Origin of the sequence: Bacteroides rodentium JCM 16496 (genome assembly GCF_000614125.1) — a bacterium.
GTDB classification, from domain to species: domain Bacteria; phylum Bacteroidota; class Bacteroidia; order Bacteroidales; family Bacteroidaceae; genus Bacteroides; species Bacteroides rodentium.
Window position 1 is genome coordinate 1 of the sequence record NZ_BAKJ01000070.1, and the last position, 12661, is coordinate 12661.

General features: G+C 46.8%; 10 protein-coding genes, 1 tRNA gene and 3 pseudogenes. 12 read left to right on the forward strand and 2 right to left on the reverse strand.

Annotated features, from left to right (window positions below; all coding sequences use genetic code 11):
* The first annotated feature begins 313 nt into the window (after window positions 1-313).
* The 7 genes and pseudogenes from JCM16496_RS19390 (at window position 314) to JCM16496_RS19420 (ending at window position 6367) form a co-directional block, all read left to right on the forward strand.
* Window positions 314-760 carry a DUF8440 family protein gene (locus JCM16496_RS19390; RefSeq protein ID WP_025836234.1) on the forward strand — a complete coding sequence of 149 codons (447 nt, stop codon included), beginning with the start codon at window positions 314-316 and terminating at the stop codon, window positions 758-760.
* Window positions 761-959: 199 nt separating this feature from the next.
* A complete protein-coding gene (locus tag JCM16496_RS19395) occupies window positions 960-1772 on the forward strand; it encodes a MotA/TolQ/ExbB proton channel family protein (protein ID WP_025836235.1) in 813 nt (270 codons plus the stop codon).
* 43 nt (window positions 1773-1815) lie between these two features.
* Window positions 1816-2420 (forward strand): annotated as a pseudogene (locus tag JCM16496_RS19400) (ExbD/TolR family protein).
* A 39-nt stretch (window positions 2421-2459) separates the two neighbouring features.
* The gene (locus JCM16496_RS19405; RefSeq protein ID WP_167332308.1) at window positions 2460-3110 is read left to right on the forward strand and encodes an ExbD/TolR family protein; all 651 of its coding nucleotides are present in this window, start codon (window positions 2460-2462) and stop codon (window positions 3108-3110) included.
* Between the two features lie 28 nt (window positions 3111-3138).
* Window positions 3139-3954, forward strand: a complete 816-nt coding sequence (locus JCM16496_RS19410; RefSeq protein ID WP_025836237.1) for an energy transducer TonB — start codon at window positions 3139-3141, stop codon at window positions 3952-3954.
* Between the two features lie 11 nt (window positions 3955-3965).
* Window positions 3966-4916: a PstS family phosphate ABC transporter substrate-binding protein gene (locus JCM16496_RS19415; protein WP_005828635.1), complete on the forward strand. Its 951-nt coding sequence runs from the start codon at window positions 3966-3968 to the stop codon at window positions 4914-4916.
* 5 nt (window positions 4917-4921) lie between these two features.
* Window positions 4922-6367: a tetratricopeptide repeat protein gene (locus JCM16496_RS19420; protein WP_025836238.1), complete on the forward strand. Its 1446-nt coding sequence runs from the start codon at window positions 4922-4924 to the stop codon at window positions 6365-6367.
* Window positions 6368-6414: 47 nt separating this feature from the next.
* Here the strand turns inward: JCM16496_RS19420 and JCM16496_RS19425 are convergent, their stop codons facing one another.
* Entirely contained in the window at window positions 6415-7338 is a 924-nt protein-coding gene (locus JCM16496_RS19425; protein WP_008665930.1) for a helix-turn-helix domain-containing protein, read from the reverse strand.
* 246 nt (window positions 7339-7584) lie between these two features.
* On the opposite strand from JCM16496_RS19425, the gene JCM16496_RS19430 reads away from it, so the two are divergent.
* The 5 genes and pseudogenes from JCM16496_RS19430 to JCM16496_RS19450 all read left to right on the forward strand — a co-directional run bounded on the left by JCM16496_RS19430 (window position 7585) and on the right by JCM16496_RS19450 (window position 11839).
* Window positions 7585-8436, forward strand: coding sequence for an ABC transporter ATP-binding protein (locus JCM16496_RS19430; protein ID WP_005828621.1), 852 nt, complete (start codon window positions 7585-7587; stop codon window positions 8434-8436).
* Window positions 8436-9265: pseudogene (locus JCM16496_RS19435) on the forward strand (hypothetical protein). Before JCM16496_RS19430 ends, JCM16496_RS19435 begins: the two are co-directional and overlap by 1 nt.
* Before the next feature lie 2 nt (window positions 9266-9267).
* Window positions 9268-9636, forward strand: coding sequence for a GntR family transcriptional regulator (locus JCM16496_RS19440; protein WP_005828614.1), 369 nt, complete (start codon window positions 9268-9270; stop codon window positions 9634-9636).
* Window positions 9637-9648: 12 nt separating this feature from the next.
* Window positions 9649-10479: a hypothetical protein gene (locus JCM16496_RS19445; RefSeq protein WP_025836239.1), complete on the forward strand. Its 831-nt coding sequence runs from the start codon at window positions 9649-9651 to the stop codon at window positions 10477-10479.
* Between the two features lie 51 nt (window positions 10480-10530).
* Window positions 10531-11839 (forward strand): annotated as a pseudogene (locus JCM16496_RS19450) (anaerobic C4-dicarboxylate transporter family protein).
* Between the two features lie 643 nt (window positions 11840-12482).
* Here JCM16496_RS19450 and JCM16496_RS19460 read toward each other — a convergent pair.
* Window positions 12483-12555: transfer RNA gene (locus JCM16496_RS19460), tRNA-Met, on the reverse strand.
* Between the last annotated feature and the right edge of the window lie 106 nt (window positions 12556-12661).

Consider the following 12661-nt stretch of genomic DNA (forward strand, 5'->3'; position numbering starts at 1 on the left):
ATACTCTCCTCTAGCATTCCGTTTCTACCGCTAATCACTATACCTTAATTATATATAATTATTCATCGTATATTCATCAGATAAACTCTCGAATTACGGTGCTAAATGAATGGTTTAAAACACTTAAAATCAATGTTCTATATTCTGTTCTCACTTTCGTATTTCATATGTTTTTCGTACCTTTACAGTGTATTAAAAGGTATAGTAAATCCTTTAATCCGTGAACAATTTAATCTTTTTACAAAAGAAAGTAACATAGTTGTAAAACAAATAAGAGAGACATCTGTTATTTATTGTAGAATCATTAGACGACATGAGAACAACTGTAAAGACATTCTGGATATGCATGCTACTGATGTTGACTTGCAGCATTAGCGGTAAAGCCATTGACCTGGTGCAGGTGGATGACAGAATGACCGGAACTGCTGAAGTTTCCGCTTCTTTATCTTCATGTTCTTCTACTTCCGACAATAGTATTGACAAGAAGAATTCATTGTTCACAAATACCAAGTTCGCATGGACTACGGATGTCGAACTGGGAAACAAACCGGTTTCCGAAACTTACTCTTCTCATCAACAGCGTTTGCGCAGGGTGATTGAAGACAATCTTTTCCTCAGAAACATCCTCCTGATGTTGTCCAACCACGAGAATCTACTCGTGCAAGGCCGTTCTAAATTATACTACTCAGATAAAGCCCCGTACTATGCATTGACGGGCAGTGATTACTATATCTATACGCTTCGGCGGATTTTGGTTTAGCCAACTTTTCTTCTTATTGATTTCCCCCTTTTTCTCCTTCTTGTCTTGAAGAGACTGAAAGCAGGTGACCTTTAGTGTACATATATGCCAGGTAAGGTTGCAAGGATGATTACGCCCTATCGGTTCGTAAGCGGGAAGTCGTATCCCTATGCTTTATTTTCAAAACTCTATTTAAATACCAACAATTAAACTTTTCATCATGGAAACTACTCAAAAAAAAGCAGCCTCTTTTAAAGGCATCAGATCCGCCGGTTGGGTAATCGTAATCTGTTTTATCATCGCCGTGCTTATTTTTCACTTTGTGTTGGGAAATCCCTCCAACTTTATGAACAACGACCCGAACAACCATCCGTTGCCGGGTAACTTCCTCGGTACCATCTATAAAGGTGGATTCATTGTTCCTGTAATTCAAACGCTTTTGCTGACTGTCATTGCACTGAGCATCGAACGTTATATTGCCATTAGTGCAGCCTTTGGTAAGGGGGCATTGGTGAAATTCGTAGCAAACATCAAAGCAGCCCTGGCTGAAGGTGATATGAAGAAGGCACAACAAATCTGCGACTCACAACGTGGTTCTGTAGCCAATGTGGTAAATGCCACTTTGAAGAAGTATGCCGAGATGGAGAATGACACAGAGCTGTCCAAAGACCAGAAGCTGCTTGCCATCCAGAAGGAATTGGAAGAAGCCACTGCGCTGGAACTGCCGATGATGGAGCAGAATCTACCTATTATCGGTACCATCACGACTTTAGGTACATTGATGGGATTGCTCGGTACGGTTATCGGTATGATCCGTTCATTTGCCGCCCTGGCTGCCGGAGGTTCAGCCGATTCCATGGCTCTGTCGCAAGGTATTTCCGAGGCTTTGATTAATACTGCCTTCGGTATCTTGACCGGTGCATTGGCCGTTATCTCCTACAACTATTATACAAACAAGATTGACAAGTTGACTTACAGCCTCGATGAGGTTGGTTTCTCCATCGTGCAGACTTTTGCAGCTACCCATAAATAGTTGAACGAATGAATTCTCAATTTTAATTTTCAATGAAACGATTATGGGCAGAGCGAAAATAAAAAAGAAAAGTACGTTCATCGATATGACGGCGATGAGTGACGTAACTGTACTGCTGCTGACCTTCTTCATGCTGACTTCTACGTTCGTGAAGAAAGAGCCGGTACAAGTAACGACCCCCGCCTCTGTATCCGAGATTAAGATTCCGGAGACAAATGTACTCCAGATATTGGTCGATCCGAGCGGAAAAGTATTTATGAGTCTGGACAAGCAGTCCGACTTGCGCGAAGTGCTGGAAGCTATGGGGCAGGAGTATGGAGTGACTTTCACTCCGGAGGAAACTAAAAAATTCATGCTGGCGTCTACCTTTGGTGTGCCGATGAAGAGTATGAAGAAATACCTCGACTTGCCGCAAGACCAGCAAGATGCTGTATTGAAGAATGAGGGGATACCGACAGACAGTATTGACAATCAGTTCAAGGCCTGGGTGCGCAACGCCCGTGCAGTGAACAGTGACTTGCGCATTGCCATCAAGCAGATGCCAATACTCCTTATTCCGTAATAAAAAATGTGATGAACTCACTTCAGGACCTCAGAGAGAACCGGTACAACCTGATTACTTCTCTGAAGACCACAAGTGAGGAGTGACAAGCTACGAGTTACAAGTAGAACAAGAAAGGAAACATTATGGCTGAAATACAAGAAAGCGGCAACAAGAAAGGCAGAAAAAGCAAGCAGAAGAAAATGACTGTCAGGGTGGACTTTACACCTATGGTGGACATGAACATGCTGCTGATTACCTTCTTTATGCTTTGTACCTCACTGAGCAAACCTCAGACCATGGAGATAAGCATGCCGAGCAATGACAAGACCATCACCGAGGAGCAGCAGACCAAAGTCAAGGCTTCCCAAGCCATCACGCTGTTGCTGGGGGATGACAACAAGTTGTATTATTACGAAGGGGAACCCAACTACAAGGACTATGCTTCACTGAAGGAAACTACCTATCAGGCGGATGGTCTGCGGGCAATGCTTCTGCAACGTAATAGAGTTGCTGTGAACGAGGTGAACAGGCTGAAGCAGCAGAAACTGGAACTTAAGATATCAGAGGATGACTACCGGAAACAGCTTTCCGAGATAAAAAGCGGAAAGGATACGCCGACAGTCATCATCAAGGCTACCGACAAGTCTTCGTACAAGAATCTGATTGATGCTCTCGATGAAATGCAGATATGTAATATAGGTAAGTATGTGATAACGGATATTGCCGAAGCCGACGAGTTCTTGATGAAGAACTACGAAAGCAAGGGCGAATTGTCCCAGAACATTGCTGAATGATGTGTAACACCCAAAGAAAGGAAAGAATATGGCTAAAGTAGATTTAAGCTCCCAAGCATGGTGTGACCTCGTGTTCAGTGGTAAGAACAAAGCATATGGAGCCTATAAGATGCGTGAAACCTCTCCCAGACGGCACAACATTGCCGTGATACTGGTAATTGTAATTGCACTGATAGGTTTCAGTATCCCTACGCTGATAAAGATGGCTACCCCCAAACAGAAAGAGGTGATGACCGAAGTGACTACCCTTTCGCAGCTGGAAGAACCGGAAGTGAAGCAGGAAGAGATGAAGCGGATAGAGCCCGTGGCCCCACCGCCGCCTGCATTGAAAAGCTCCATTAAGTTTACCGCTCCCGTCATCAAAAAGGATGAGGAAGTGAGGGACGAGGATGAAATAAAAAGCCAGATAGAGCTGACGGAAACGAAAGTTGCCATCTCCATTGCCGACGTGAAAGGTAATGACGAGGAACACGGCAAGGACATCGCCGACTTGAAACAAGTGGTGACGCAGGCCGAACCGGAACCTGAAAAGGTTTTCGATATGGTAGAGCAGATGCCCCAGTTCCCCGGTGGTCAGGCCGAGATGATGCAGTTCATCAGCAAGAATATGAAGTATCCGACCATTGCCCAGGAAAACGGTACGCAAGGACGTGTAACCTGCCAGTTTGTGGTAGGTGCCGACGGCAAGGTGCGTGATGTGAAGATTCTGAGAGGTGTAGACCCCTATCTGGATAAAGAAGCTGTCCGTGTGATTATGTCCATGCCCAAATGGATTCCCGGCAAGCAGAATGGTAAGGCCGTATCGGTGAAATATACGATACCGGTGATGTTTAGATTACAATAAGTGTGTGTGTTATGAAAACGGTGAAACAACTTCAGCTTTCAGGATTGCTGGTGCTGCTGACTCTGCTGTCGGCCTGCCAAAGCAAGCCCAAGGACGGACAAACGGATACGTATACCTCCGGTGTGATTGCAATTGCTGCGGACGAAAGTTTCCAGCCTATTGTGCAGGAAGAGATTGACGTGTTCGAAGGACTGTTCCCCTTGGCAGGAATTGTGCCCCGTTATGTGACGGAAGTCGATGCCGTCAACCTCTTGCTCAAGGACAGTCTGCGGTTGGCAATAACCAGTCGCAGACTGACTCCCGAAGAGATGAATTCCTTCAATAGCCGGAAGTTTTTTCCGCAGGAGATAAAGATTGCTACGGACGGGCTGGCATTGATAACCCATCTTGGCAATCCGGATTCATTGATTAGTGTGAAGGACATCCGCCGCATCCTGACGGGTGATGCGAAGCAGTGGAAAGATATCTATCCGGCTTCCCGTCTGGGGGATATCAGTCTTGTGTTTGACAACAAGAACTCCAGTACCGTACGTTTTGCTGTCGATTCCATCTGTAAGGGTGTACCGCTTTCCAGTCAGTTGAAAGCGTTGAAAACCAATAGGGAGGTGATTGACTACGTGGCCCGCACGCCTGATGCCATCGGTATTATCGGCGTGAACTGGCTGAGCGACCGGAATGACAGTACGGGGCTCTCTTTCAGTAAAGAGGTGCGGCTGATGTCCGTCAGTGCTGCTGACAAGGCCATGCCGGACAACAGTTACAAACCCTATCAGGCGTATTTGTATTACGGTGATTATCCGTTGGCACGCAGCATCTATGCCTTGTTGAATGATCCGCGGAGCGCACTTCCGTGGGGATTTGCCTCTTTCCTCGCTTCCGACCGGGGACAGCGGATTATATTGAAGTCGGGATTGGTCCCCGCCACCCAGCCGGTGCGCGTGGTGAACGTCAAGGATGAATAACTAAAATGAATGCTAACATGAAACGTAGATTTGTATTTTGTTTGGGAGCGATGCTGTTTGCAGGTACGCTCGCCGCACAAACGCCGGTGCCCGAATGGCAGGCGGGGGTGGATAAAGTAAAAAGTCTGATAAAGACGAATCCGGAGCAGGCCTCCGACGCAGCCGGAGAGCTGCTGAAGGGCAAGAACAAGAAAAATGTGGAGCTTGTGACTTCCGTGGCCCGCGCCTATCTGGATGCAGGACAGCTGAAAGAAGCGGAAACCTATCTGGAGGTGGCAAGAAAGGCCGACAACAAGGCTCCGGCAGTTTCTGTACTCGAGGGTGACATCGCTTTTGCCCGGAAAGATATCGGAAAGGCATGCCAGCTTTATGAGCAAGCCATCTATTTTGATTCGAATTATAAGGATGCGTATCTGAAATATGCGCAGGCATACAAGTCTGCCAGTCCTTCGCAGGCCATAGAGAAGCTGAACCAGCTGAAGGCCATAGCTCCGGATTGCCTGGAAGCAGACAAGGAGCTGGCGGAAGTGTATTACGCCACCAACCGTTTTGGCAAGGCTGCCGACACCTATGCCAAGTTCATCGATACTCCCGTGGCTACGGAAGATGACATCCTGAAATATGCTTTTGCACTATTCCTGAACCACGACTTCGAGAAATCCTTGGCGGTGGCGCAGAAAGGTTTGCAGAAGAATGCCCGCCATGCCGCATTCAACCGGCTTGTGATGTACAACAATGTCGACCTCAAGCGTTATGACGAGGCAGAGAAGGCTGCCGATGCTTTCTTCAATGCTTCGGATAATGCCGATTATTCATGCTTGGATTACCGCTATCACGGTGCTCTGTTGAGTGCTCTGAAGAAATATGACCAGGCCATTGAGGAATATGGTAGGGCATTGGAGAAGGATGAGAGTCAGGTGGATTTGTGGCGTGAGATTGCCGATGCTTATGAATTGAAAAACGACTATACCCAAGCCATTGCTGCTTATAAAAAGTACTATGACTCGCTGGCACAAGATAAAAAGACGTCCGAAAACTTATTCCAGTTAGGGCGTCTGTACTACGGAGAGGGTACGTCCTCGGACACTCTCTCCGTTCAGTCTGCCGACCGCATGGCGGCATTGCAGGCTGCCGACTCTGTGTTCGCACTTGTTGCCGAACAAGCTCCCGACAGTTATTTGGGAGATATGTGGCGCGCCCGCACACACTCTGCCATGGACCCCGAAACTACAGAGGGATTGGCGAAACCTTATTACGAGAAGGTGGTGGACGTACTGCTTGCCAAAAACGAACCGAGGTACAACTCTGCATTGATAGAGTGTTACAGTTATCTGGGCTACTACTATCTGTTGAAGAGTGACTATGCTACTTCGAAAGAGTACTGGAATAAAATTCTGGCTATCGACCCCACCAATGCCACAGCAAACAAGGCATTGGACGGCATCAAATAGCAATAATTTTAGTTGTTTGTCGTGTCGGGAGGAGTGGAGAGTGATTCTTAGCTCCTCCTTTTTTGTTGCAGGGTCCCCCTTGGAGGCAGTGATTGCTTGCGGTAGTCCGTGGGTGAAGTGCCTAAGTGTGTCTTCACATACTTCCCGAAAAAGGAGATGTTGGGGAAATCCTGATGCTCGGAAATCTCCTTGATAGACTTATTGGAATACTTCAGAAAATATTTGATGTCTTCGACCACATAATCGTTTATCCACTCGAAGGCTGTCTTTCCGCTGACCTTTTTGCAGACGGTGGAAAGATATTTGGGAGTAACACACAGCTTACCCGCATAATAGGAAATAGAACGTTTTTTCACCTCGGTGCAGGCCAGCAGGTCGAGGAATCTCTTGAATAGAATGTTGCTCCGCTTCACCATTTGGCTTTCGGGAGGGGTGCTCAACTGGTTTAAATCTGCCAGCAGCTCATACAGCATGGTGCGTATCAGCGACCTGATGACTTCTTTGTAGTAGGGCTGCTCCGCTTGTTTCATTCGGGCACGTATCACCTTATAGTATAAATCGAACAGTTGCACTCTGTCCTTGTCAATGCGTACTACCGGATTCTGGCTGATATAGAAAGCCTTGTTCCATATGTCACTACTTTTATGAAGGTACTTCTGTGTAATCTGGGTCGACAGACAGAACATGGCGCCCTTGAAGTCGGAACTGGTTGTGCAATTGCTCAGAATCATATTGGGCATACAAATCAGCATCTCACCGGGGTAGATAGCATATTTTTGGGTATTGATGTTTATCTGCAGTCTTCCTTTTACACAGACCACATAGATGTTTGCATTCAACTTGAAATACTTGTTGAAAAGCAAGTTCTTGAAATCTCCAAGTATAGCAATATCGTTGTCGGTATAGTCCGTACTTGTATATTCTGCTATATTGTATGTGTTAAGTTGGTAAATCTTTTCTTCGTTTTTCATATTCATGTCTTTAGCTCCTTTGCAAATGTAAAGCAAGTGGCAGGAAATATAGAGTCCTAAATGGATACAGAAGTGTCCTAATCTTCTTGCGTGTGAGGCTAATTTCGAACCAAAGAATAGAATTGTTCCTTTTTCTGAGCATTTTTTTTCTTGAAACGCTTGTCGTATTGAAAAGAATGTCTACTTTTGCGGTGTACTATTATACTAATACACATAAACAATAAGATATTTAATTCATCCAAGCGTATGTTACAAGTAGAAAACATTTCATTTAGTTATCGCAAGGGGCGGAAAGAAGTCCTGAGCGATTTTTCACTTTCGCTGGAAGCCGGCCGGGTTTACGGTCTGTTGGGTAAGAACGGAGCCGGCAAGTCTACGTTGCTCTATCTGATGAGCGGTTTGTTGGCTCCCAAACGTGGGAGAGTGATGTATCATGATACCGACATGCGCCGCCGGTTGCCCGTCACGTTGCAGGACATGTTTCTGGTACCCGAGGAGTTCGAGCTGCCTCCTATTTCCTTGGTCAGCTATATTGAACTGAACAGTAAGTTCTATCCCCGTTTCAGCAAGGAAGACATGGTGAAGTACCTACATTTCTTCGAGATGGATATGGATGCTGATTTGGGAGCCTTGTCCATGGGGCAGAAAAAGAAAATCTTCATGAGTTTTGCGCTGGCCACCAATACTTCCCTGCTGCTGATGGATGAGCCTACCAATGGACTGGATATTCCGGGAAAGAGCCAGTTCCGCAAATTTCTGGCTTCGGGTATGTCGGACGACAAGACGATTGTCATTTCCACCCATCAGGTGCGTGACATTGACAAAGTACTGGACCATGTGCTGATTATGGACAACAGCCGCGTATTGCTGGACGAATCCACTGCCAGCATTTGCAGTAAGCTGTTCTTCTTGGAGAGTGACGACCGGGAGTTGGCTGCGACTGCCTTGTACACGCTTCCCTCCGTACAAGGCAATTTCTTGATGCTGCCCAATACGGAAGGTGAGGAATCGGAGATTAATCTTGAACTGCTGTTTGGCGCCGTACTTGCAGAGCCTGGGAAGATAGCGGAAATGTTTCACACTAAAACAAATGAATAATGATACGCGATACCTTTTTTAGTTTGCATCGCTTTGTGAACGTATGCCGCAAAGAGATGGTGGAGAATTGGAAGACCTATATACTCCGCTCGGTGATGGTCTACGGAATGTTGGCCATAGTCTTTGTCTGGAATGGATACTATCAGTATCACAATCTGGAAGCGGGAGCTGTGGGCATGGACCCTATCTGGGAGTTTGAGTCCAGATTCTTTCTTTGGGGACTTGTCATTTGGGGATGCATTAGCGCCTCGTTTGCCATGGAAAGGATGAAAAGCAAGACGAGTCGTACCGTTGTGCTCATGACACCTGCCACCATGTTCGAGAAATTCTTTGCCCGCTGGCTGGTGGCTACCTGCGGCTTTATCTTGGTCTTTCTGATAGCTTTCAAGCTGGCGGACTTGACAAGAGTCGTCTTCTATCTTCTGGCCTACCCGGAGCTGCATGTCGTTCACTCCTTTCCGTTGTGGGAATTCTGCTGTAACACGAACCGTTTCTATGAGACGATAGGAAGCGGACCGGCTGTGGTGGGGATATTCCTGAGCTGCTACTTTTTCCTACAGTCTTTCTTCCTGCTGGGTAGTACGGTCTGGCCCAAAAATGCACTTATCAAGACTTTTGCGGCCGGTGTCTGCATCTTCGTTTCATATATCCTGATAGCTGTATTGTGCCTGAAGGCCATTCTGCCTAATAACTTCTTCATGACTGAGCCTATATTGACAGGGAGGCATCGGGCGGCTGGCTGATTTTTATAACTTCGTTTTTCGCCCTTTTCAACTGGGTGCTTGCCTATTTCCGTTTCAAGGAGTCCGAAATCATTAATCGTTGGTAACTATGAACTTTAAGGAAAGTAAAGCCATCTACCTGCAAATAGCAGACCGCATTTGCGACGAGGTACTTCTCGGGCAATATCAGGAGGAAGAACGTATTCCTTCGGTACGGGAATATGCGGCTGTGGTAGAGGTCAACGCCAATACGGTGATGCGTTCGTACGACTACTTGCAGACGCAAGGAGTGATTTACAACAAGCGGGGTATCGGCTATTTTGTGTCGGTAGGTGCACGTAAGCTGATTCTTTCGTTGAGGAAAGAGTATTTTCTGAAGGAGGAAGTGGATTATTTCTTCAAGCAGATTTTCACGCTGGGCATCTCTGCCGAGGAGTTGTCCGGGATGTATCAGGAGTTTATCAAGAAACAAAAATAAAAGAAGACAGTTATGAAACGAACGACTTATATAATGATGGGAATGCTGGTTACCGGTGTGGCAATGGTATGCGGACTCATGTTCTATGTGGTGGATTGCAATGTCACTCAGAAAGATAATTTTATGGAAATCGGCGGAGAACGGAAAACGGTGCAGCTGCCCTCGTGCAGGGTGTTGAAGCTGACACAGCCTCCGGTGGTGTGGAAACAGAAAAAAGAAGGTATTGTGGAGGCGGAGCGTATATTCTCGTTCGGGGAAGTGCCGTTGGAGGTGACTGCCGACTCTTTGCAGCAGGGCAGTTTCTCCTATGCAGGGGATATGGAGGCTTTTATGTCGATGACTTCCGTTGGCGATACCCTGCTCGTCACCTTTGACTTTCCGGAGGATAAGCTGGAACAGCATCTTCAGAATGACATTTGGATAAGGGTTCGTTCAGAAGGGATGGAATTGCGGTTGCCTGCGGAGGTACAAGCGGTTGTGGTAGATGTGGAGGATATGGAAACCAATTTCTACGGACTCCGTTGCGATACGCTCTCTTTCCGCACGCGATACCTTGCCCGGCTGGAAGATTGCCATGTCACTGCGCTTGCGGCGCAGGCGCAGAGCTTGCATCTCAACAGCGGCACAGTGCGCAACCTTTATCTGAATCTGGACGAGATAGCCGACTGGGATGTCAATACCGGTTCCTTCCATATCGATACGGAGCATCTGTCCGGCAGTCGCTATCATCGTTGTCTTTTGCAGAAGAATGAATGCCGCCGGGTGTTCTGGACACCGTTAAAGGATGATGCCTCTTTGAGTGTGGAGTTAAAACAAGCAGTTAAAATAGAAGTAGGTGAGTAGCATAATACGAAATGACTTATCTTTGCACATGAATCAAAAAGTGTAGAGTATATGGTCTTGCAATTGGCATTCGTATTGGTAGCTATCATTATAGGCGCCCGCTTGGGCGGCATTGGACTGGGTGTAATGGGAGGGATAGGTCTGGCAATTCTGACGTTTGGTTTCGGATTACAGCCTACATCACCTCCCATTGACGTTATGTTGATGATAGCCGCCGTCATTTCTGCCGCATCCTGCATGCAGGCGGCTGGCGGACTGGATTATATGGTAAAGCTGGCAGAACGGTTATTGCGGAAGAATCCTTCGCAGGTCACCATCTTGAGCCTATTGTGACCTATTTGTTTACTTTTGTTGCCGGTACGGGACATGTGGCATATTCGGGGCTTCCCGTGATTGCCGAGGTTGCCACGGAGACCAAGATTCGTCCCGAGAGGCCACTGGGCATTGCGGTGATTGCTTCGCAGCAGGCTATTACGGCAAGTCCCATTTCGGCTGCCACCGTCGCACTGCTTGGGTTGCTGGCGGGATTTGATGTCACCTTGTTCGATATTCTGAAAATAACGATTCCTGCTACCATTATCGGGGTACTTGTGGGCGCCTTGTTTTCCATGAAGGTGGGCAAGGAGTTGGCAGACGACCCGGAGTACAGAAAGAGGTTGACCGAAGGCTATCTTGATGTCAAGAAGGTGGAGATAAAGGATATACACAATAAACGGCATGCCGTCTTGTCCGTGCTTATCTTTATCCTTGCCACTGTTTTTATCGTGTTCTTTGGTTCGTTCGACAGTTTGCGTCCTGCCTTCGTGATAGACGGCGAGACGGTGAGACTCGGCATGTCCGCCATTATCGAAATCGTGATGCTCTCTGCCGCCGCCTCATCTTGCTGCTGACTCGCACCGACGGCATGAAGGCAACGCAAGGTTCCGTCTTCCCGGCAGGCATGCAGGCGGTGATTGCCATATTCGGCATTGCCTGGATGGGAGATACTTTTCTTCAGGGAAACATGCTTCAGCTGACCCAGTCCATCGAGGGAGTGGTGAGGCAAATGCCGTGGCTGTTCGGGATAGCCTTGTTTGTCATGTCGATTCTGCTTTATAGCCAGGCCGCCACTGTGCGCGCACTGATGCCTTTGGGCATCGCTTTGGGCATTTCGCCTATGATACTGGTTGCTCTGTTCCCCGCTGTAAACGGTTACTTCTTTATTCCCAATTATCCCACCGTAGTGGCAGCCATCAATTTCGACCGTACCGGGACTACCCGTATCGGCAAGTATGTGCTGAACCACTCGTTCATGCTTCCCGGACTTGTTTCGACTGGCGTTGCCATCGGGCTGGGGTTGCTTTTCATCAGGATATTCTAAGGGAAACCGCTGCTTTCAATCCGTTGTATATAGGGCTTTGTTTACTTGTGTATAGGGGAGTGTTCCCTTTTACTCATTGCCTTATCAGCGCCTAATGGTCGTGCGGCGATCTGCTGACGGCTGTTAAGCGGGTTGTTGATGGCCGTTAGGCGATTGCATCATGGCCGTTGCATACTGTTGATTCCTTATGTCCGACGTAATAAATACCTTCATTCTCTGAATAAAGCACAGAGGAAAACAGTATTGAAGTCTTGGCTTTGTGTGGCTGTACGCATTTGTTCTGATTGCATTTGAAGGGGGAGGAGATGGAATTAATACCGTGTTTGCAGGATATTGATTTCGTGCAGGTACGATATAAATAAGATGTGATACAAGAAATTAATAACTTGTGTTACTTCATGTTAGCTTCTTGTGTGTCAGTATTTCTGTTTGTGAAACGGTGTGGAAGCAAATTTTGCTTCCACACTTTTGAGTTGCTTCCACCGCATCTGTAATACCGATGAATAAAGGGATGTGGAGAGGAGGTGGAAGTGTGGAAGCAATTTGCACAAACATTATTTGCGCAAACATTTTTTTCTGTCCTTGATGGGAATTAAAAAAATGAGGATAAAACGGTTTATAAAACCTTTTATCCTCATTGTAGTTGCGGAGATCCGACTCGAACGAATGACCTTTGGGTTATGAGCCCAACGAGCTACCAACTGCTCCACTCCGCGATGTTATCGTTTTGTGGGTGCAAAGGTACGGCTTTTTATTTAATATGCAAATAAAATGCATGATATTTTTTAGTATAACTCTGATGAAATATTTAGAATGAAGAGT

Coding starts and splice junctions, on each gene's coding strand:
- JCM16496_RS19395 (WP_025836235.1), top strand. CDS start 960: ATGGAAACTACTCAAAAAAAAGCAGCCTCTTTTAAAGGCATCAGATCC.
- JCM16496_RS19410 (WP_025836237.1), top strand. CDS start 3,139: ATGGCTAAAGTAGATTTAAGCTCCCAAGCATGGTGTGACCTCGTGTTC.
- JCM16496_RS19415 (WP_005828635.1), top strand. CDS start 3,966: ATGAAAACGGTGAAACAACTTCAGCTTTCAGGATTGCTGGTGCTGCTG.
- JCM16496_RS19405 (WP_167332308.1), top strand. CDS start 2,460: ATGGCTGAAATACAAGAAAGCGGCAACAAGAAAGGCAGAAAAAGCAAG.
- JCM16496_RS19445 (WP_025836239.1), top strand. CDS start 9,649: ATGAAACGAACGACTTATATAATGATGGGAATGCTGGTTACCGGTGTG.
- JCM16496_RS19430 (WP_005828621.1), top strand. CDS start 7,585: ATGTTACAAGTAGAAAACATTTCATTTAGTTATCGCAAGGGGCGGAAA.
- JCM16496_RS19420 (WP_025836238.1), top strand. CDS start 4,922: ATGAATGCTAACATGAAACGTAGATTTGTATTTTGTTTGGGAGCGATG.
- JCM16496_RS19425 (WP_008665930.1), bottom strand. CDS start 7,338: ATGAAAAACGAAGAAAAGATTTACCAACTTAACACATACAATATAGCA.
- JCM16496_RS19390 (WP_025836234.1), top strand. CDS start 314: ATGAGAACAACTGTAAAGACATTCTGGATATGCATGCTACTGATGTTG.
- JCM16496_RS19440 (WP_005828614.1), top strand. CDS start 9,268: ATGAACTTTAAGGAAAGTAAAGCCATCTACCTGCAAATAGCAGACCGC.